We start from the raw sequence: 20,200 nt of genomic DNA on the forward strand, positions 1-20,200 counted from the left end.
ACGTCCCCGCCCCGGTCAGCACCCGCCCCGGTCAGTCCGGCAGGGCGTCCGCCAGCAGCTCCACGAGGTGCCTGCCGTAGCGGGTCCCGGTGCGTCCGCCGAGGTGCTCCGCCTGGGTGCGGCAGGAGAACCCGTCCGCCACGAACGGCGCCTCCGGGTTGCGGCGCAGCGCCGGCAGCAGCTGGTGCTCCGCGACCTGCTCCGAGACGTCGAAGTGCCCGGCCTCCGCGCCGAAGTTGCCCGCGAGACCGCAGCAGCCGGACAGCACCTCCGCCTCCACCCCGGCCTTGGCGAGCAGCGCCCGGTCGGGGCTGAACCCCATGACGGCGTGCTGGTGGCAGTGCGGCTGCACCACCGCGGACGTGCCGAGGGCCGGCGGCTGCCAGTCGGGGCGGCGCTCCGCGATGAGTTCCGCGACGGTCCGCACCCGCGAGTGCAGGGCCCGCGCGCGGGCGTCGCCGGGCAGCAGTTCCGCGGCGTCCTCCCGCAGCAGCGCCGTGCAGCTCGGCTCCAGGCCCACGACGGGCACGTCGAGGTCGTCGCCGAGGGCGTCGAGGCTGGCGCGCAACTGCTTCTTCGCGCCGTCGAGCTGCCCGGTCGACACCCACGTCAGACCGCAGCAGACGCGCTTCTCGGCGATGCGGACGGCGAAGCCGAGGTGCTCCAGCACCTTCACCGCGGCCTTGCCGACGTCGGGGGTGAAGTGGTCGGTGAAGGTGTCCACCCACAGCAGCACGGGCTCGCCGTCCATGCGCGGCGGGCGGGCCTCGAACCAGGCCCGGAACGTCTGCTCCGCGAACCTCGGCAGCGGCCGGCGCCGGTCCACGCCCGCGCCGAGCTTCGCCAGCCGCGCCACCGGGGGCAGCGCCAGCAGCCCGTTGACGACCTTCGGGGCCAGCGCGACGAGCTTCGACCAGCGCGGCAGCCAGCCGAGGGAGTAGTGCGACAGCGGCCGCAGCCGTCCCGCGTAGTGCTTGTCGAGGAACTCCGCCTTGTAGGTCGCCATGTCCACCCCGGCGGGGCAGTCGACGGAGCAGCCCTTGCAGGACAGGCACAGGTCGAGGGCGTCGCGCACCTCCGGCGAGCGCCACCCGTCCTGCACGAGGGTCCCGTTCGCCATCTCCTGCAGCAGGCGGGCGCGGCCGCGGGTGGAGTCCTTCTCGTCGCGGGTGGCGAGGTAGCTGGGGCACATGACGCCGCCGGAGTCCGCGCGGCACTTGCCGACGCCGACGCAGCGGTGCACAGCCCGCGTCAGGTCGCCCTCGTCCTTGGAGTAGGCGAACTGCAGGGGCCGCTTGCCGATGCTGACGGCGGTGCGGGCGGCGGGCACCCGCAGGTCGGCCTCCAGCGGGTTGGGCCGCACCAGCACGCCGGGGTTGAGCAGGTCGGCGGGGTCGAAGGCGTCCTTGACCTGCTCGAACGCGGCGATGGCGTCGGCGTCGTACATCAGCGGCAGCAGCGCGCCCCTGGCCCGGCCGTCGCCGTGCTCGCCGGACAGCGACCCGCCGTGGGAGGCGACGAGCCGGGCGGCGTCCTCCAGGAACGCCCGGGTGCGGGCCGCGCCGCCGTCCTCGTAGAGGGGGAAGTCGATGCGGACGTGGATGCAGCCGTCGCCGAAGTGGCCGTAGGCGAGGCCGTCGACGGAGTGGGACGCCATGAGGGCGTCGAACTCGCGCAGGTAGGCGCCGAGGCGCTCCGGGGGCACGGCGGCGTCCTCCCAGCCGGGCCAGGCGGGCTGCCCGTCCGGGGAGCGGCCGGCGAGCCCCGCCCCGTCCTCGCGGATGCGCCACAGCTTGCGGGCGTCGGCGGCGCTGGGGATGACGACGGAGTCGAGCGCCCCGGAGCCGGCGACCATCGCGCGGGCCGCGGCGAGGGACTCCTCGGGGGTCTCGCCGCCCATCTCCACGAACAGCCAGCCGTCGCCGCGGGGCAGGCCGTCGACGGAGCCGCCGCGGCGCACCACGATGTCGGCGAGGCGGCGGTCGATGCCCTCCACGGCCTGCGGGGAGTGGGACAGCAGGGCGGGGACGTGGTCGGCGGCGTCGGCCATGGTCGCGTAGCCGAGGACGACGAAGGTGGTGGCGGGGGCCTCCCGCACGAGCCGCACCGTGGCCTGCAGCATCGTCGCGAGGGTTCCCTCGGAGCCGGTGAGCAGCCGCGCGAGCCGGGTGCCGCGGGGGCCGCCGTGCTCGGGGAGCAGGTGCTCCAGCGCGTAGCCGGACACCTGCCGGCCGAAGGTGCCGAACTTCGTGCGGATCGTCGCCAGGTGCTGCGCGGCGATCCCCTCCAGGGCGGTGACGAGTTCGGCGGGGGGCGCGTCGGTGGAGAAGCGCCGGCCGTGGCCGTCGATCACCTCCAGGCCCACGACGTTGTGGCTGGTGCGGCCGGAGGCGAGGGCGTGCGGCCCGCAGGCGTCGTTGCCGATCATGCCGCCGAGGGTGCAGCGGGCGTGGGTGGAGGGGTCCGGGCCGAAGCGCAGCCCGTGCGGGCGGGCGTGGCGCTGGAGGGTGTCGAGGATGACGCCGGGCTCGACGACGGCGGTGCGGGTGGCGGGGTCGAGGTCGAGGACCCGCCCGAGGTGGCGGGAGAAGTCCAGGACCACGCCGGGGCCGATGGAGTTGCCGGCCACGGAGGTCCCGGCGCCGCGGCTGGTCAGCGGCACGCCGAGGTCGCGGCAGGCGGCGAAGGCGGCCTCGACGTCGTCCGCGGAGCGCGGGAAGACGACGGCGCGGGGCACGACGCGGTAGTTGGAGGCGTCGGTGGTGTACTCCGCGCGCCGGCGGGAGGAGACGTCCACCTGGTCCTGGCCGCCGGGGCCCAGGGCCGCGGCGAGCCGGCGGCGCAGGTCCTCCAGCTCGCGCCCCGCTCCAGCGGTGGGCCCCAGCCCGGCGCGGGCGGGTGCGGCGGCGCGGGGGGCGACGGGGACCTCCACGGGGCCGGGGGCGCTGGGAGGGGTGGTGGAGGGGTGGGTCGTCACTCCCCCAGTGTCGCAAGCCGGGCGGGCGGTCGTGGCCGTGCGGGTCAGTAGCCCCGGGAGTCGCTCTTCAGCGTCGCCCAGTCGGCCGTCATGCGCCCGCACGCGGAGGTGGGCGCGGCCGCCAGCCCGGCGGCGACGGCGGCGGTCGTGGCGTCGGTGAAGCTGCGGCTGACGGGTCCGGTGACGCTGTCGTACATCGCCCAGACCTGCGCCCGGTCGTGGTACGAGACGATGCAGAACCCCGCCGGGCCGGGGCCGCCGGCGTTCTGGGCGATGCCCCGGACCGCGGTGCCGACGTCGCGGTTGCGCTTGAACTCGTTGAGGGGGTTCGGCAGGGCCGCGATGGCGGCGTCGTCGCGGAAGACGGCGTCGGTGAAGTGCCCGCTGTCGTCGGAGTGGGTGACGATCACGGTCGCGGCCTCGCGGGCGTCGCTGGAGACCGCGGTGGCCCACGCCGCCTGGCGCTGGTTCAGGTACAGGGGCACGGCGATGGCGGCGAGGACGGCGATGATGATCATCACGACGAGGAGCTCGACGAGGGTGAAGCCCTCGTCGTCACCGCCTCGGCGGTGCGAGACGTCCACTGCTCTCCTCGGGATGGTGGGGGTCGTCCCTGGTTCCTCGGCGGTCGGGCCGCGCACCTGCAGCGCATGTCACCCGTCCGCCCCGCTCAGCCGGTGCCGGTGACCGCTGCGTGCCAGCGGCCGGACAGCCGCCTGCAGGGCGCGGAGGCGGGCAGGGAGGCGACGAGCCGGGGCACGTCGGTCGCGGTGAAGCCCGCCGCGACGGCGCCGTGCGAGCTGTCGTGCATCGCGAAGAGGCCCGCCTGGTCGTGGTGGGCGAGGGCGCAGGAGCCGGCGGGCGCCGTGCCCGCGGCTGCCTCGGGGATCCCCCAGACGCGGGTGCGGACGCGGGGACTGCGCCGGAAGGCGGCCAGCTCGCCCGGGAGCGCGGCGATCGCCGCCTCGTCGGTGAGGTCCGCGTCGCGGAACGAGCCGGTCTCCAGGGCGGCGATCCGGCTGAGCAGCGCGGCGTGGCGGGCGTCGCTCGCCGCGGCGGTGGCCTGCGCTTGCCGCACCACCGCCGCGTGGACGGGGACCGCGGCGGCGGCGAGGACCCCCAGGACGGCCGCGGCGACCGTCAGGTCGACGAGGGAGAGGCCCTCGTCCGGGGAGGGGCGCTGCTGGCGGATCACGGGGACTTCCTCCGGGCGGGCTCGGGAACCCGGGGAGCCTGGCAGCGCGCCCGCGGCCCGATGCGCTCCGTCACCCGTCCAGCCGGACGGCGGCACCCGTTCGGCCGCCCACCCCGCGGATCGTCACCGGGGGTGACGATCCGCGCGGCGGGCCGGGCTCACAGGGAGGGGAGCAGCCGCCCCAGCACGGGCGTCCAGCCCACCACCGTGCGGGCGGCGACCAGGCCCGCGCGGGTGAACGGGTCGGCGTCGAGGATGCGCTCCACGTCGGCCGCCGCGGGCACGTCGAACACCAGCACGGCCCCGTTCGCGTCCGTCGGCCCGGACAGGACCAGCCGCTCGCCGAGGCCGGCGAGGTACTCCCGGTGCTCCGCGCGCACGGCGTCGCGGGCGGCGGTGTCCTCGGTGTAGGAGTAGGTGGCGACGAACACGGGCACGGCGTCCTCCGGAGTTCGGGCTGGGGATCTGCGGCCCCCAGCATCGACCACCGCGTCCGCCGGCCCCACCCCGCCCCGCGGTGCCCGGCCCACCGGTGGGACGTGCCGGGCCCCGGCCGCGGCTCAGTGCCCGGGGTGCTCCGGGGACTCCCCGCCCAGTTCCGCCAGCCGCTGCCGCAGGAGCTCGGCGAGCGCGACGGACTCCCCGTCGCGGGCGCCGCGGCCGACCTGCAGCGGAGGGTCGCCGGGCTGCAGCCGGATCCCGGTCAGGCGCTCGCGCAGGCTGGGCACCACCGCGAGGACGTAGTAGTCCCCCTCGGTGCTCACCCCGAGGGAGCCGTTGCGCTTGAGGTACCAGCCCTGCAGGCCGGTGCGGTGGCGGGGGCCGTCGGCCCCGGCGCGCAGCGCGACGGGCGGGATCCCGCGGCGGTGCAGCTCGGCGACGAAACCGGCGAGGAGGTCGCGGGCCCGGCGGTGCTCCTCGGCCCGCGCCCGCTCGTGCACGGCGGCGCGGGCCTCGGCGTCCTCGCTCCGGCGGCGGCGCCAGTCCTCGGCGTCGTCGGGCGCTGCACCTGCGGGCGGGGCTGCCTCGGGCATGGCAGGACTGTAGGCCCGCCGCGCGCCGGCGCCACGGGCCCGCACGCGCGCGGAGGGGCCGCCCCGGGTGCGGGACGGCCCCTCCTGTGCGCGGGGTGGACGGTCAGCGGCGACCCAGGGCCGTCGCGCACTTCTTCAGGTCGACCTTGGCCTGCTGGCCGCGGTCCACCACGACGGGCACGCGCTCGTGGACGGTCCCGTCGGGGCCGGCGCAGCTGAGCGTCCAGTTCTCCACGAGCCCGCCGACGACCTGGTCGGGGCCGGCGCCGTAGACGGCCGCCGTCACCTCGTAGGTCGGGGAGGCCGACGCGAAGTTGATCACCCGCAGCACGTAGGTCCCCGGCTCCGGCGATTCCAGCACCGCCGTCTCCTTCTCGCCGAGGAAGTTCCCGGAGGAGGCGACGCGGGTGAGGGTCCCGTCGGCGGCCTTGCGGTAGACCTCGAGGTCCATGTCGTCCGGTGTCGGCCAGGTCAGGTCCACCTGCAGGAGCGCCTGGTCGGCAGCCGTGACGGTGAACTCGTGGTCGACGTGGCCGATGACGGGCGTGGGGGCGACGCCGCTGAAGGTCTGCGACGCGGTGGGTTCGGAGGCGGTGGTCTTCAGTCGGCGCTCCATCACCACCGGGCGCGTCGAGGGGTTGACGTGCCACTCGTAGCGTCCGCCGGCGGGGACCGTCATGGTGGTGGCGAGGCGGTCCTGCAGGGCGATCGGCTGCCCCGTGCCGGTGGGGGACTCCACCGGGGAGGTGAGCGTGGCGAAGGACTTCTCCAGCGTCAGCGTCGCCCCGGCGGGTGCCTTGCCGGCGATGACGGAGTGCAGCGCCGGGCTGGCGGCGCTCTCCAGCGCCACGAGGTACGCCTCGCGGTTGCCCTTGCCGGCGAAGTCCCCGGCGCCGAGGTAGTGGTCGACGACCCTGTTGTACGGCGGGTGGAACTCCTCGCCGATCTCGAAGGTGAAGCCGAGACCGCCGGTGGCGTAGTACGACCAGTCCTCCGTGCCGCCGGTGGTGTCGTAGAGCTGGAACGACTTCTGGTTGGTGTAGCCGTTGTTGGCGGCCATCCGGGCACCGAGGTCGGCGTAGGCGGGCTCGTCGGGGGTGTCCCCGGCGGAGCGCAGCGCCGGGGGGCGCAGCACGAGGTTCGAGAACGTGTGGTTCGAGATGAGCGTGGTGACCTGCCGGGAGGAGACGAGGTCGCGGACGTTGCGCGTCTCGGGCTCGCTGAAGGGCGCCTCGCCGCGGTAGGTGGGGTCGGCCGGGGTGGAGCTGGCCCCGGGCCCGCCCCAGAACCCGCCGTAGTTGCGGTTGAGGTCGACGCCGATGCCGAAGCCGCCCTGGCTCTTGGCCGCGGCGCAGGCCCCGGCGGGGCTGGTGGTCACGCCGTCGGCGGGGCGGCAGTTCTTGCGCTTGTAGGCGTTGCCGGGTGTGCCGAGGATCGTGACGGTGCCGCCGTCGTCGCTCTCCCGCAGGTCCAGCAGCGCGCCGTCGGCGTAGGAGGTCGCATAGCCGTCGGGGTTGACGACGGGCACGACGACGACCCGCGCGGAGCGCAGCAGCCGGGTGATGCGCTCGTCCTGGCCGTAGTTCTGCGCCAGGTCGAAGGCGAACTCGACGGCGTGCTCGCCGCCGGGCCACTCGCGGACGTGGTGCAGGCCCATGAGGAGGAAGACGGGCTTGCCGTCGGTGGCGGCCGCGTTCTCGGTGATCTCCACCCCGCGGACGGTGCGGCCCTCGAGGGTCTTGTGCGGCAGGGTGATCGGCTTCACGAGTCCGGGGTGCGCGCGCGCGAGCCGGTCGAGGTCGGCCTCGTAGTCCTCCAGCGAGCGGTAGGTGTCCCGGCCGCTGGGGAGGGGGGAGGACTCCACGCTCGCGGCGTAGGCGGCGCTGGCCTGGTTGCTCCTGGCCCACGCGAGGGCGAGGTCGGGGATCTCGACGGTGAAGTCGAGCCCCGCCTCCCGCAGGACGTCCGCGTCCCCGGCGCCGTGCAGGACGACCTCGACGAAGCCGGGCCCGCCGTGCTCGGTCAGGTCGAGCCCGAGACCGGTGAGCAGGTCGCGCTCGGCCCAGGTGGGGGTGGACACGCGCACCAGCTGGGCCGCGGGCACGGTCTCCTCGGCTGCGCTGGGGAGCGCGGTGAACGCGGCAGCGGCGAGGGCGATGGCGGCCACCGCGCTGGTTCGGCGGGGCAGCGACGGGCGGCTCTGCGCTCGTCGCCGCGCCAGGGCGTCCTGGGACACAGGCACCTCCGGACGGGAAGTGGCGGCCTCTCCGCCACCGGGATGTACAGGAGTGTGCGCCAGGATGACCCGTTCTGACTAGTCAGTCGGAACTAGACCGGCATCCTGGTCATCGGGGACGTGCAGCGGCGGCAGAGCGGCGGCGATCTGCTCCCGGTCCGGCTCCAGCCACGGCGGCAGCTGCAGGCGCCGGCCGAGCTCGAGCAGCGGCTCGTCCACGTCGAACCCGGGGGCGTCGGTGGCGATCTCGAACAGCACCCCGCCGGGCTCGCGGAAGTAGACGCTGCGGAAGTACTTGCGGTCCAGCACCTCGGTGGCCTCCAGGCCGGCGTCGACGAGGCCCTGGCGCCAGCGGGCCAGGGCGGTCTCGTCCGGCGCGCGGAAGGCGACGTGGTGGACGGTGCCGCCCGCCTGCAGGCCCCGCTCGGCGCTCGTCGTGCCGTGGACGTCGACCAGGGCACCGGAGCCGCCGTCGCCCATCGCGAAGCGGGCCCGCCCGCCGTCCTCGCCGTCCAGGCCCATGCCGAGCAGCGAGGTGAGCACCTCCGCCGTGGGGTCGAGGGCGCGCTCGGTGAGGGTGACGGCGTGCAGGCCGCGCAGCGCGTGCTCGGCGGGCACCCCGGCGACGCCGTCCCAGCCGGAGCGGGTGTCCCCCGCCGCCGTGACCAGCTCCAGCACCATGCCGTCCGGGTCGCGGAAGGCCACGACGTCGGCGCCGTGCCGGGTGGTGACGTCGGCCTCCACGCCCTGCGCGCGCAGGTGGTCGCGCCACCAGGAGGCGGAGCCCTCGGGGATGCTGAAGGCGGTGGCCGTGGCCAGGCCGGTGCCGAGCCTGCCGCGGGGGACGTCCCGCCAGGCGAAGAACGTGATGAGGCTGGAGGGCCGCCCGGCGCCGTCGCCGTAGTACAGGTGGTAGGCGCCGGGGGCGTCGAAGTTGACGGTCTGCTTGACCAGGCGCAGCCCGAGGACGCGGCAGTAGAAGTCCACGTTGCGCTGCGGCGCCTCGGCCACGGCGGTGACGTGGTGCAGGCCGTGGGGCTGCGCGGTGCTCATGGCGGTCCTCCCGGTCCGGCCGGACCCGACGCGATCCGGCTGGTTCGACTGGTTCGACTGGTTCGACTGGTTCGACGTTGAACCACCATGCCCCCGTCCGGCGCGCCGGGCACCCGGAAGCCACCCGCGCCGCTGTGGCAGGGTGCGGGGATGGCCCGGGCCGCCTTCCTCGCCGCCGCCCTGCTGTACGCCGCGGTGGTCGCCGTCAGCGCCGTCGTCCTCCCCGAGCGGGTCCCCGTCCACTTCGGCCCCGGCGGCGAGGCGGACTCCTACAGCAGCAGGGCCTGGGCGGTCACCGTGGACGTCGTCCTCGGCGCGGCCCTGACCGCCCTGTTCGCCGGCCTGGCGGCCTGGATGCGCCGGGTCCCCCTGGACCTGGTCAACGTCCCGCACCCCGAGCACTGGAAGACCCCCGAGCGCGCACCCGAGCTGCGCCGCCGGCTGCGCGACGACCTCTACGGCATCGGCGCGGCCACCCTGCTGCTGCTCGCCGCGCTCACCGCGCTCGTCACCCGCACCGCGGTCTCCGGCTCCGAGCGGCTGCCCTGGGGCGCCCTCGTCCTCGTCGTGGTCTACCTGGTCGGCATCGGGATCTGGACGGTGCGGACGCTGACCGTCCGCTACCGCCCGGCGGGGACGAAGCCGACGCACGACGAGGGGTGAGGGGCGGCCGCCGGCGTCACGCCGCGCCCACCGCGTCAGCGGGCGGCCACCACCGGGCCGAGCCGCAGCTCCGCGAGGGACCGCGGCCGCCCCAGCAGGAAGCCCTGCCCCTCCGAGCAGCCCAGGCCGCGCAGCCGCTCCAGCTGCCCGGCCGTCTCGATCCCCTCCGCGACGACCCGCAGGTCGATCCGGGCGGCCTGACCGAGGATCGAGGCGACGACCCCCTCCCCCACGGGTTCCCGCCCGAGGTCGCCGACGTAGGAACGGGCGATCTTCACGACGTCGACGCCCGCCTCCCCGCCGGGCCCGAACGCGCTGTGGCGGCTGGCGAAGCCGTCGACGGCGATGCGGACCCCGAGGTCCCGCAGCCGGTGGACGTTGCGCAGGGCCGCCGGGTCGGGCCCGTCCGCCGACTCCGCGGGTGAGATCTCCAGGCAGAGGTCCGCCGCGGGTGTGCCCGTGCGGACCAGGACGTCCTCGACGATCTCGGCGAAGGCGGGGTGCCGCAGCTGCGTCCCCGACACGTTCACGGCGACGCTGCGGCGAACGCCGTCCGCGGCGGACCAGCTGCGCACGTCCGCGCAGGCGCGCCCCAGCACCCACGCCCCCAGGGGGACGATGAGGCCGGCGCGTTCCGCCGCGGCCACCACCGCGGCGGCGTCGACGTGGCCACCGAGGCGCTGCGGCCAGCGCACCAGCGCCTCGACCCCGACCCAGGAGGCCGTGGCCAGGTCCACGACCGGCTGGTAGGCCACCTCCAGGGAGCCCTCGGCGACCACCACCGCGAGCTCCTGCTCCAGCGACGCCCAGGAGCGCGCCCCGGCCGTTCCCGCAGCGCCTCCGCGGGCCCCACCGGAGCGGGCGGGCCGCTTCGCGAGGTACATCGCCCGGTCCGCCGCCTCCAGCAGGTGCTGCGGCAGCTCGCCCGCGCCGCTGCCCATCGCCGTTCCGATGCTGGCCCCCGCGCCGACCTCCCGGCCCTCCACCAGGAACGGGGAGCGGAAGGCCAGCGCCACCCGCTCGGCGACCCGGGCCAGCTCGCTCGGCCCGCTCAGGCCCTCGCAGACGACGACGAACTCGTCACCCCCCAGCCGGGCCAGGGTGTCGCCCGGGCGGAGGACGCTCTGCATCCGCTCCGCGACCGCCAGCAGGAGCAGGTCACCGATCCGGTGGCCGTGGGCGTCGTTGACGGCCTTGAAGGCGTCGAGGTCCAGGAACAGCACCCCGGCGGAGGTTCCCGAGCGCTCCGCGAGGAGCAGCGCCCGTGTGAGCCGGTCGAGCAGGAGGGCGCGGTTGGCCAGGCCCGTGAGCGGGTCGTGGAGGCTGCGGTGCTCCATCTCGGCGGCGCTCGCGCTGAGCTCGTCGCGGGAGCGCGCGTTCACCACGTACGCCGCCGCCACGTCGGCGAGGATCTGCGCCGCGCCGAACTCCGCGCCGCTGAGCTCGTACGGGACGTCGCTGTACAGGTCGAGCGCCCCGATCTGCCCGCTCTGCCAGCGCAGCGGGAAGGTGAAGACCGCCGCCATGCCGGCCTCGAGCGCGGCGGGCGCGAAGCGGGGGAAGCGCTCGTCCGCCGCGAGGTCCGGCACGAGGACGGGCTGCCCGGTCCGGCAGGCCTCCAGGCAGGGCCCCTCGCCGACCTCGTCCTGCAGGGACTCGATGCGCAGGAGGACGTCGTCGGAGGCCGCGGCGAAGCGCAGGCCCCGCCCCTCGGTGAGCATCACCCCGGCACCGCTGACCGGCAGGACCTCCACGACCCGGCGCACCAGGTGCTCGAGGATGGCCTGCACGGGATAGTCGGTGACGAGCGTCCGCGCGAACTCCGCGAGGACGGCCGTGAGCCGCTGCTGGTTCACCGGGGCACGGCCCCCGCGGGGAACCGGCGCTCGGCGGGGCTGGCTGGACGGCTGGACATGGAACTCCCCCGGGGGTGCGACGAGCGGGCGCCACCGGGTCTGGGGCAGCTTTCAGTACGTATCGTAATCAATGCTCACGCAGACGGGAAGCCCGGCGGGCCCCCGCGCCGGGCTCGCGGGCGAGATCGGGGACGAGGTCAGGGGCGCACGATCCCGAGCGGCAGCTCCCCGCCGACGGCGACGCTGCGCGCCACGTCCGTGAGGCGCTGCCCCGTGCGGCGGGCGTGCGTGCGCAGGACGCCGAAGGACTCCTCGACGCCGAGGCCGTACCGCTCGGCGAGCACGCCCTTCGCCTGCTCGATGACGATCCGGCTGCTCAGCGCCATCTGCAGCTGCTGCGCCACCACCTCCTGCTCGCGCACCGCGCGCTCCTGCAGCATCGCGATGGTCGCCATGTCCGCCAGCGCCTGCCCGACCGCGACGTCCTCCGCCGACAACCGCACCTCCGCCGCGGCGTAGAGGTTGACCGCCCCCAGCACGTCGTCGCGCAACCGCAGCGGGAGCGAGTGCACCGAGCCGAACCCGGCGGCGAGCGCGGCTGCGGCGAACTCGGGCCACCGGGCCGAGACGACCGCGGCGCCGAGGTTGACCTGCTGCTCGCCCGTGGTGAAGCAGAGGACGCAGGGGCCGCCCTCCTTCCCCTGCAGCTCCAGCAGGTCGAGGACGAGCGCCTCCTCGGAGGAGGCCGCCACGACCTGCAGCGCACCGCAGGAATCCGCGATCACCAGTCCGGCGGCGTCGACGGCGAGGAGCTCCACGCTGCGCTCGACGAGCACGTGCAGCATCTCGATGACGTCGAAGGGCGTGACGAGGGTGTCCGCCAGCTCCACCAGGACCTCGACCACCCGCTCAGCCGTCCCCATGGGTCTTCCCTCCTCCTCGCGCCGACCTGGGACCCGTTCCCGCGCCGGGCGTCACGGGTCCTCCGGCGAGAAGCGCACCCGCCGTGCCACCACGTCGCGGGCCAGTTCGGCCACCGTCCGGCCGCCGGCGTAGGCGTGGGCGCGCAGGCGGGCGAGGGCGTCGTCGAGGGAGCAGTGCAGCTGCTCGCTGACCATCCCCGTCGCCTGGTGCACGTAGCGGTCCGCCCGCACCGCCCGCCGGACGGCGTCCGCCTCGCCGTCGGCGCCCGCACCGTCGTCAGCGGGGCGCAGCTGCAGCAGGGCGCTGCCGGCGGCGCCGGCGTGGGCGATGGCCTCGTCGACCTCGCGGGGGCCGAGGTCCTCGGGGTGCGAGCGGTAGAGGCTGAGCGTGCCCAGGCGCACCGAGCCCACGGTGACGGGGAAGGCGAAGGCGGCCCGCGCCCCGGCCTCCAGGGCGGCGGGCCCGAGCGCCGGCCACCGGTGGGCCGAGCGGGCGAGTTCGGGGTGCGACACGGGTTCCCCGGACAGCCACGCGTCGGCGCACGGCCCCTCCCCGAGGTGCACCTGGAGGTCCTCCAGCGTCCGCCCGAGCCCCGCCGTGGCGGCGACGACGACGACCGGGCCGCGGTTCCCGGCGAGGCTGAGCCCCGCGCCGTCGACGCCCGTCGCACGGATGGACGCCGCGCACACCTCGGGGGCGAGACCGCCGGTGGAGGTGGCGCGCAGCCCGCCGAGGATCCGGGCGCTCCGCGCGGACGTCATGCGCCCGGTGCTCCCTGCTCGTGCACGGCCGCTCCCGGATCGGGACGGGCCCCGTCCGGGACCTGCCGGAAGCGGCGGAGCATCCAGCGCAGCGCGGCGGACGGGGCGAGTCTACGCCCGCCAACCGGGGCCGGCCGGCGGACCGGGGACGTGCGCGCCCCCTCCCGGACGGTCCAGGAGGGGGCGCGCACCGAGCCGCGCCTCAGCGCAGCCCGGTGACCGGTCCCGCGAGCGGCGACACCGCGATCCGGTCGATCACCGGCGCCCACCGCGAGCGCAGCAGGACGCCGGGGACGGTCTCCGAGGCGTAGGTCCTGCCGTCGAAGTTCGGCAGCTCCTGTGCGGCGAACGTGACGGTGTTCTTTCCCTGCCGCAGGTCCAGCACGGCGGTGAGCTCCTCGAAGCTGTTCTCGTGGAAGGTGTGCGGAAACAGGATCCGTCCCGCGGGCCCGCCGTCGACCGTCAGGTCGGCGTGGCGGGCGAGGGGGTCGGGGTTGTAGTGGGTGGCGGGCGACTGCTCGGGGTTGGAGTAGCGGATCCGCACCGCGTGCCGGCCCGCGCGCTCTGCCGTCACCGTGAACGTGAGGGTGTTGCCGTTGCCGGGCTCGCCGCCGATCCCGGTGACCGCCGAGCCGCCGGAGGCCAGGGACAGGGGCGTCACCGCCGCGGAGCCGCGGAGCTGCGCGGCCTCCGCCTCGTAGGTCGCGACCGGCAGGTTCCCCGACGTGGGACGGACCTCGATCCGGTCGACGACGGTGGTGGCGGCCTCTCCCGTGAGGGTGACCTTGTTGACGCCGCCGGAGAGGGAGACGGGCACGGACAGGGACTTCCCCGACCTCGCCACGTCCACGCCGTTGAGGGTGAGGCGCACCTTGCCGCCGCTGACGGTGTGCACGGCGAGGGTGGCCTCGGCGTCGCGGGCGGAGTACACCCAGAACGTCGCCGTCTCGCCCTTGGCGAGGGCGGCCGCGCCGGCACCGGACAGCACCGCGTCCTTGGCCGCGCCCTTCAGGTCGCGGGTGTAGACGGTGCGCCCGCCGCGCAGGTCGGCGACCTCGGCCTCGTACACGGAGGTGGCCGCGGCCGGGTTCGGCAGCGACAGCGTGATCCGGTCGACGATCGCGTCGCCCTTCGTGGCCCGGCTGCCGTCGAGGCTGCGCGCCGCGAGGGAGATCGTGTGCCGGCCCTCGCTCAGCTCCACGGTGGTGTCCGCGTGGTCCCACACCACCCACTTGTAGGCCAGCGGCAGGAACAGCTCCTGCTCCGCGCCGCCGTCGACGCGCACGAACACGTTCGTCGGCCCCTGCTCGCGCACCAGCGGGAAGGTGTTCAGGGTGCTGGCGAAGACGCCGAGGTCGTAGCGGCCGTCCTGCGGCACGTCGACGGTGAACTCGAGGACCCCGTCGGAGCCGGTGCGCAGCCCCCCGACGTTGAAACCGCCCGAGGTGTAGAACTTCGAGACGTCGGCCGGGGAACCCTCCGGCCCGTTCCTGCTGTACCCGGCGCCGGTGTAGCGCGCGGCCTCGGCCTCGTAGCTCTCCTGCCACAGCCGCGGCGACGCCTTGGCGGGCGCGGAACCGCCGCCGGGGACGAGGACGACCTCGTAGGCGGAGGACTCCTGCAGGGCGGGCAGGTCGCTGCCGAAGTCGAGGACGACGGCCCCGTCGCGCACGGCGAGGTCGCGCTCGGCGACGACCGCGGGCTGGGCGGAGTCGCCGATCTGGCCGGTCCAGGCGATCTCGCGGACGGTGGCGCGCACCGTCGTGCCGAACACGTCGACGGGGACGTTCTCGAAGCGGACGTGCCCCGCACCGGAGGAACCGCCGAGGATGGCGCGGGCCTGCGCCTTGCCGCGGTCGAGGGTGGCGACGCCCTGGAGGGAGTAGTTGCGGCCCGGGTACGGCGGGGTGACGGCCACCGTCTGGCCGGTCATGCTGCCGTAGGCGTTGTAGAGCCACCACTGGCCGTTGCCGCGGTTCGCCTCGACGGCGGAGTCGGACAGGTTCCCGTCGATGTTCCAGTAGGCGATGTCCGCGTCGACCTTCGACTCCTCGATCGCGGAGATCCACTGGACCATCTGGCCGGGGACGGAGGTGTGGTAGTTGAAGGCGTACTCGTTGATGTTGACGGGGAGCTGTCGCCCGGCGTGCGGGGTTCCCGCGAACACCTCCGCCTCCCACTCCCGGTACGTCGCGACGCTGTCGCGGATCTGCTGCGGGTGGCTGAGCTCGTGCCAGGTCATCACGTCGGGGACGGTGCCGGCCTCGACGGTGTGCGCGAGGAACCCCTTGACCTGGCCGAACAGGATGCTCGTGTTGGGCCCGGCGATGCGTGCGTCGGGCATCTTGCCCTTGATGAGCCGGTGCGCGCGGTCCCAGGCGGCGAAGTAGTCGGTGGGGTCGCTCAGCCAGCTCGTGCCGTCGTAGCTCCACTCCCCCGTGCCGAACATGTTGCCCTCGGGCTCGTTGAAGGGCACGAAGACGATGTTGTCGCGGTAGCGCGGCTCGAGGGTGAGGACCTGGTCCACCTGCACGGACATCTTGTCCAGGAACAGGTCCAGCTTCTCCTCCGGCGTCCGCCCCGGCCACTGGTAGGGGAAGCCGCGGTGGATGTCGGTCATGTAGATGTAGACGTCACCGTCGGTGCTGTCCGCGAGCGGCTTCACGACCTCCAGCGCGTCGGCGCCGGGGTGCTGGGGCCCGTCCTGCGCCTTGGTGGAGACGGTGCGCACGTGCATGCCCTCGATGAGGTTGTTCGTGGGCACGCCCTGCCCGTACAGCCCGTAGAGGGTTCCGGAGGCGCCGCCGTGGAAGGCGCCCGTGGTCTTCGCCAGGTCGATCGTGAGTTCGCCCTCGCGGATGACGGTGACGGTCGCGGTGACCGGCAGCCCCGCCGCGGCGCCCTCGACGGTGAACCTGCCGCGGGTGGCGTACCTCGCCGGGTCGACGGGCTGCCACTGGACGCGGACCTGACGCTGGTAGCCGTCGGTGAAGGAGGCGGGCAGCGCGTGCGGCAGCTGCGGCGCCGTCCCGATCGGGGTGCGCACGTCGACGTCCGTGTCCGCGAGCGCGACGGGGGTGGGGGTCGCGCCGCCCGCCACCTCGGCGACCTGGGCGGGGGTGAGCGCGGAGCGCCACACCCGGAAGTCGTCGACGGCGCCGGCGAAGAGGGGGTCGGGGTAGAAGGAGCGGCCGATGAACCCGGTGGCGGCACGGGGACCGGCGATGAGGTCGGCGGCCGTGACGGTGGTCGGCGCGGAGGCCACCTCGGCGCCGTCGAGGTAGGTGGTGAGGCGGTCGGTGGTGCTGTCGAGGGTGACGGTGACGGTGCGCCAGCCGTCCGCGGGCAGGGCCGCCGAGCCGGTGACCTGGGCCTCGCCGCCGGCGGCGGTCGTCGTGGCCGCGGTGCGCAGCCTGCCCTCGCCGCTGGAGGGGGTGGTGAAGAGGTAGCGGTCGGTGTCCTCCCCGAGGGCGAACAGCCACTGCCAGGGCGCCGCGGTGCCGTCCCAGCGCACGCGGGCGGAGACGGTCACGTCGGCGGCGCCGTCGACGACGTCGCCGGGGAAGCGCACGTACGCGCCGTCGGAGGTCGGTGCGCCACCGGGCAGTCGCAGCGCCGCCCCGCCCGGCGCACCGTCGAGCAGGGAGGCGGTGGCGGGGTTGACGAGGGTGCCGTGCCGGGCGTTGCCCGAGGAGTCGGTCACCTCGCCGCTGCCGACGTCGTCGGCGTCGAACTCGTAGTGGAGGGCGGGGGCGGGCGTCGCGGCCAGCGCCGGCGCGGCGGGGGCGACGGCGACCATCGCGCCGGTCAGCGTCACGGGGAGCAGGGTCGCGGGCAGCAGGCCGGTGAGGATCCGGGTGGTCCGTCGGGGCGTCATCGAGGGCTCCAGGTCGGGGGGTGGGGGCGGCGCGCGGGGAGGGTGCCTCGGTGCGGGTCGCGTGCGCCGTCGTGCCGGTGGTGCCGCCCGCGGGGGCGCTCCGCTCGTCGGCGAGGGGAGCGGCCGCCGGGGACGGGGGGCATCCACCGGGCCGGGGCTGCGGGTGGGGGAACCTTCCCCCACTCGGCGGGCGGCGTCAAGCGTCAAGCCAGGCAATCTCCTGGGAAGTGACCGGCAGGCAGTGCTTGACCGCAGAGGCCTGAGTGGGGAAACCTTTCCCCACCTCGCCGCACCGCCTCCGGGCCGGCGCGGCCCGCACCCCTCCGACTCCACGGCGAGCGACGCTCCCTGGAAGGACGACCCATGACGCTCCACGCCGTGACCGCCTGCCGACCCGGCGGGCCGGTCCTGCCCTCCGACGGGACCGGCTGCACCCTGCAGCCCCTCCCCCACCGCAGCTTCCGCCTCGGCCGCCACGGCTGGCTGGGGTCCTGGCAGGCCACCACGGTCGAGCGGACCCTCCCCCACGTCCTGCGGCACGTGCTCGACGGCGAGGCGTTCACCAACCTCGCGCGGCTCACCGGGGAGTCCGACGCCCCCTTCACGGGGATGCTCTTCACCGACAGCGACGTCTACAAGACCCTCGAGGCCGTCGCCTGGGCCGCCCACGACCTGCCCGCCGGCGACGAGCGCCTGGAGCAGGCCGAGCGACTGGTCGACCTGCTCCAGCGCGCCCAGGACCCCGACGGCTACCTCAACTCCCGCGTCCAGGGCGACCCGGGCGTCCCGCGCTGGTCGGACCCGCAGTGGGGCCACGAGCTCTACACCGCCGGGCACCTGTTCCAGGCCGCCGTGGCCGCCGCCCGCTGCGACGTCCTCCCCCGCCTCGTCGACGTCGCCACCCGCAACGCCGACCTGGTCCTCGACGCCCTCGGGGACGAGGAGAACCCCCACGTCGACGGCCACCCCGAGGTCGAGACCGCCCTCGTGGAGCTGTACCGGGCCACCGGCCACCGCGCCTACCTCGACTTCGCCCGCCGGCAGCTCGACCGGCGCGGGCACCGCTGGCTCGGCGAGAGCCACTTCGGCTCCGGCTACTTCCAGGACGACGTGCCCCTGCGGGAGGCCACCCGCGCCACCGGACACGCCGTGCGCCAGCTCTACCTGCTCGCCGGGGCGGTGGACGTGGCCGTGGAGACCGGCGACGCGGAACTCCTCGCCTACGCCGTCCGCATCTGGGACGACCTGGCGGCCAGCAAGACCTACCTCAGCGGCGTCCACGGCTCCCGCCACCGCGACGAGTCCATCGGCGACCCCTACGAGCTGCCGCCGGACCGCGCCTACGCCGAGACCTGCGCGGCGATCGCCGCGTTCCAGCTCGCCTGGCGACTCCTGCTCGCCACCGGCGAGGCCCGCTACGCCGACGCCATGGAGACCACCCTGCACAACGCGATCGCCGTCTCCACCTCCACCGACGGCACCGCGTTCTTCTACTCCAACCCGCTGCACCTGCGCTCCGGCCACGACGGCACCCACGAGGACGCGCCCTCGCAGCGCCTGCCCTGGTTCACCTGTGCCTGCTGCCCGCCGAACCTCGCGCGGCTCCTCACCAGCATCCACGACTACTGCCTCACCACCTCCGCCGCCGGCGTCCAGGTCCACCACCCCAGCGCCGGGAGCGCCGTCCTCGACCTGCACGGCGGGCACGCCGTGCGGCTGGACGTCACCACGGAGTACCCCCTCGACGGGGCCGTGGCGATCCGCGTGGAGACGGCTACCGACGCGCCCTGGGAGCTCGCCCTGCGCGTCCCCGGCTGGTGCACGAACTGGTCGCTGACGGTGGACGGCGAACGCGTCGACGCCACCGCCCCCGACGGCTACGCCCGCCTCCGCAGGTCCTGGCGGGGCGGCCACGAGGTGCTGCTCCACCTCGACGCCCCCGCCCGCACCGTCTCCCCGCACCCGCGGGTGGACGCGGTCCGCGGGTGCGTCGCCCTCGCCCGCGGCCCCCTCCTCTTCGCACTGGAGGAGGCCGACCTGCCCGAGGGGGTCGTCCTGGAGGACGTCCGCCTCGTCGGCCTCGCCGACGACGGGAGCGGCACCCGGCCCGGCGTGCGGATCCGCGCCGTGGTGGAGACGTCGTCGCAGCCCGGGGAGCTGTACACCTCCACCCCCGGCACCGGGCGGACCTCCGCACCCTTCGACGTCGACCTCGTCCCGTACCACCGCTGGGGCAACCGGCGCCCCGGCGCCATGCGCGTCTGGATCCCCACCGCGTCCTGAGCCCCGCCCCCGCACCCCGCCACCTGTTTCAGAGAGGAAACACCGTGCTCCCCTCCCCCGCACCACGCCGCGGCCGCACCGCCGCCCTGCTCCTCGCCACCGCCCTGTCCGTCTCCGCCTGCGGCGGAGGAGGGACCACGGGCGAGGCCGCCGCCGGCGGCGCAGCGGGGGAGTTCACGCTCTGGGACCCCTACCCCCAGTTCGACGAGACCTCGGAGTGGACGAAGCTCGTCGAGGAGTGCGGCACCCAGGCGGGGGTGACGCTGGAGCGCCAGGGGTTCGACACCTCCGACCTCACCAACAAGGCGCTCCTCGCCGCCCAGCAGGGCGGCGCCCCGAACATCCTCGTCGTCGACAACCCCGTCGTCTCCACCCTCGCCGACGCCGGCGTCCTCACGACGGCCGAGGAGTTCGGCGGCGACACCTCCGCCATCGCGGAGAACCTCCTCGCGGCCGGCGAGGTGGACGGCGACGCCTACGGGGTGCCCATCGGCGCGAACACCCTCGCCCTCTACTACAACGAGGCCGTCCTCGACGCGGCCGGCGTCGACCCCGCCTCCGTCACCGACTGGGCCTCCCTCACCGCCGCCCTGGAGAAGGTCAAGGCCGCGGGCAAGAAGGGCATCACCTTCTCCGCCATCGGCACCGAGGAGGGCAGCTTCCAGTTCCTGCCGTGGTTCTGGGGCGCCGGCGCCGACCTGCAGGAGCTCGACTCCCCGGAGGGCCTGGCCGCACTGTCCCTGTGGAAGGACTGGCTCGACAAGGGCTACGCGCCCAACTCCGTCCTCAACAACACCCAGACCACGAGCTGGCAGGAGTTCGAGACCGGCGAGTACGCGTTCGCGGAGAACGGCACCTGGCAGCTGGGGAACGTGAAGGAGTCGGGCATCGACTGGGGCGTCATGCCCATCCCGGCGCGCGACGGCGGTCCCGCCCCGGCCCCCACCGGCGGGGAGTTCGTCTCCGTCCCCGTCCAGGAGGACACCTCCACCTACGAGGCCGCCGGGAAGATCGTGGACTGCCTCACCAGCGGGGAGAACAGCCTCACCACCACGACGACCCTCTCCTACGTCGCCCCCACGGAGGAGGTCCAGGCGAAGCAGGTCGAGGCCGACCCCGACCTGGAGGTCTGGGTCGAGGCGGTGCAGGCGGCCAAGGGACGCACCAGCGACAACCTCGGCACGAAGTACCCCCGGATCTCCGAGCCGATGTGGGGGGCCTTCCAGAAGGCCCTCAGCGGCGCGGCCGACCCCGCCGCTGCCCTCGCCGAGGCGCAGGACGCGGCGGCCGCCGCGACCTCCTGACGGACCCCGCCGCCGCACCCCCACCGCAGAGGACACC

The 20,200-nt window shown here is 75.2% G+C and carries 14 protein-coding genes; 3 read left to right on the forward strand and 11 right to left on the reverse strand.

The window, feature by feature from the left end; translation table 11 throughout:
* Window positions 1–31 precede the first annotated feature (31 nt).
* The 7 genes from CLV92_RS03320 to CLV92_RS03350 form a co-directional block, all read right to left on the reverse strand.
* Window positions 32–2,884: an FAD-binding and (Fe-S)-binding domain-containing protein gene (locus CLV92_RS03320; RefSeq protein ID WP_104431640.1), complete on the reverse strand. Its 2,853-nt coding sequence runs from the start codon at window positions 2,882–2,884 to the stop codon at window positions 32–34.
* Between the two features lie 137 nt (window positions 2,885–3,021).
* The gene (locus tag CLV92_RS03325) at window positions 3,022–3,561 is read right to left on the reverse strand and encodes a type II secretion system protein (protein ID WP_104431393.1); all 540 of its coding nucleotides are present in this window, start codon (window positions 3,559–3,561) and stop codon (window positions 3,022–3,024) included.
* A gap of 86 nt (window positions 3,562–3,647) precedes the next feature.
* Window positions 3,648–4,172 (reverse strand): hypothetical protein, encoded by a 525-nt coding sequence (locus CLV92_RS03330; protein ID WP_104431394.1) that lies wholly within the window; start codon window positions 4,170–4,172, stop codon window positions 3,648–3,650.
* A gap of 158 nt (window positions 4,173–4,330) precedes the next feature.
* Entirely contained in the window at window positions 4,331–4,603 is a 273-nt protein-coding gene (locus CLV92_RS03335; protein WP_211290829.1) for a YciI family protein, read from the reverse strand.
* A gap of 129 nt (window positions 4,604–4,732) precedes the next feature.
* Window positions 4,733–5,206, reverse strand: coding sequence for a hypothetical protein (locus CLV92_RS03340; RefSeq protein WP_104431396.1), 474 nt, complete (start codon window positions 5,204–5,206; stop codon window positions 4,733–4,735).
* A 103-nt stretch (window positions 5,207–5,309) separates the two neighbouring features.
* Window positions 5,310–7,448 (reverse strand): M14 family zinc carboxypeptidase, encoded by a 2,139-nt coding sequence (locus CLV92_RS03345; RefSeq protein ID WP_211290830.1) that lies wholly within the window; start codon window positions 7,446–7,448, stop codon window positions 5,310–5,312.
* Window positions 7,449–7,520: 72 nt separating this feature from the next.
* Window positions 7,521–8,495 carry a ring-cleaving dioxygenase gene (locus CLV92_RS03350; protein ID WP_104431397.1) on the reverse strand — a complete coding sequence of 325 codons (975 nt, stop codon included), beginning with the start codon at window positions 8,493–8,495 and terminating at the stop codon, window positions 7,521–7,523.
* A gap of 150 nt (window positions 8,496–8,645) precedes the next feature.
* Between CLV92_RS03350 and CLV92_RS03355 the strand changes: the two genes are divergently transcribed.
* Window positions 8,646–9,158 (forward strand): DUF1648 domain-containing protein, encoded by a 513-nt coding sequence (locus CLV92_RS03355; protein WP_158257114.1) that lies wholly within the window; start codon window positions 8,646–8,648, stop codon window positions 9,156–9,158.
* Between the two features lie 35 nt (window positions 9,159–9,193).
* On the opposite strand, the gene CLV92_RS03360 is transcribed toward CLV92_RS03355, so the two are convergent.
* The 4 genes from CLV92_RS03360 to CLV92_RS03375 form a co-directional block, all read right to left on the reverse strand.
* Entirely contained in the window at window positions 9,194–11,014 is a 1,821-nt protein-coding gene (locus CLV92_RS03360) for a putative bifunctional diguanylate cyclase/phosphodiesterase (RefSeq protein ID WP_104431399.1), read from the reverse strand.
* Window positions 11,015–11,211: 197 nt separating this feature from the next.
* A complete protein-coding gene (locus CLV92_RS03365) occupies window positions 11,212–11,937 on the reverse strand; it encodes a GAF and ANTAR domain-containing protein (protein ID WP_104431400.1) in 726 nt (241 codons plus the stop codon).
* A 51-nt stretch (window positions 11,938–11,988) separates the two neighbouring features.
* Window positions 11,989–12,699: a GAF and ANTAR domain-containing protein gene (locus CLV92_RS03370; RefSeq protein ID WP_104431401.1), complete on the reverse strand. Its 711-nt coding sequence runs from the start codon at window positions 12,697–12,699 to the stop codon at window positions 11,989–11,991.
* A gap of 202 nt (window positions 12,700–12,901) precedes the next feature.
* On the reverse strand, window positions 12,902–16,576 hold the full coding sequence (locus CLV92_RS03375; protein WP_104431402.1) for a LamG-like jellyroll fold domain-containing protein: 3,675 nt from the start codon (window positions 16,574–16,576) through the stop codon (window positions 12,902–12,904).
* Between the two features lie 363 nt (window positions 16,577–16,939).
* Between CLV92_RS03375 and CLV92_RS03380 the strand changes: the two genes are divergently transcribed.
* The gene (locus tag CLV92_RS03380) at window positions 16,940–18,859 is read left to right on the forward strand and encodes a glycoside hydrolase family 127 protein (protein WP_104431403.1); all 1,920 of its coding nucleotides are present in this window, start codon (window positions 16,940–16,942) and stop codon (window positions 18,857–18,859) included.
* 44 nt (window positions 18,860–18,903) lie between these two features.
* The gene (locus tag CLV92_RS03385) at window positions 18,904–20,163 is read left to right on the forward strand and encodes a sugar ABC transporter substrate-binding protein (protein WP_104431404.1); all 1,260 of its coding nucleotides are present in this window, start codon (window positions 18,904–18,906) and stop codon (window positions 20,161–20,163) included.
* Window positions 20,164–20,200 lie beyond the last annotated feature (37 nt).

Source organism: Kineococcus xinjiangensis, from assembly GCF_002934625.1.
Taxonomy (GTDB): domain Bacteria; phylum Actinomycetota; class Actinomycetes; order Actinomycetales; family Kineococcaceae; genus Kineococcus_A; species Kineococcus_A xinjiangensis.

Excerpts from the sequence above, each read along its gene's own strand:
- CLV92_RS03340 (WP_104431396.1), bottom strand. The coding sequence starts at position 5,206 with ATGCCCGAGGCAGCCCCGCCCGCAGGTGCAGCGCCCGACGACGCCGAG.
- CLV92_RS03350 (WP_104431397.1), bottom strand. The coding sequence starts at position 8,495 with ATGAGCACCGCGCAGCCCCACGGCCTGCACCACGTCACCGCCGTGGCC.
- CLV92_RS03355 (WP_158257114.1), top strand. The coding sequence starts at position 8,646 with ATGGCCCGGGCCGCCTTCCTCGCCGCCGCCCTGCTGTACGCCGCGGTG.
- CLV92_RS03365 (WP_104431400.1), bottom strand. The coding sequence starts at position 11,937 with ATGGGGACGGCTGAGCGGGTGGTCGAGGTCCTGGTGGAGCTGGCGGAC.
- CLV92_RS03370 (WP_104431401.1), bottom strand. The coding sequence starts at position 12,699 with ATGACGTCCGCGCGGAGCGCCCGGATCCTCGGCGGGCTGCGCGCCACC.
- CLV92_RS03375 (WP_104431402.1), bottom strand. The coding sequence starts at position 16,576 with ATGACGCCCCGACGGACCACCCGGATCCTCACCGGCCTGCTGCCCGCG.
- CLV92_RS03380 (WP_104431403.1), top strand. The coding sequence starts at position 16,940 with ATGACGCTCCACGCCGTGACCGCCTGCCGACCCGGCGGGCCGGTCCTG.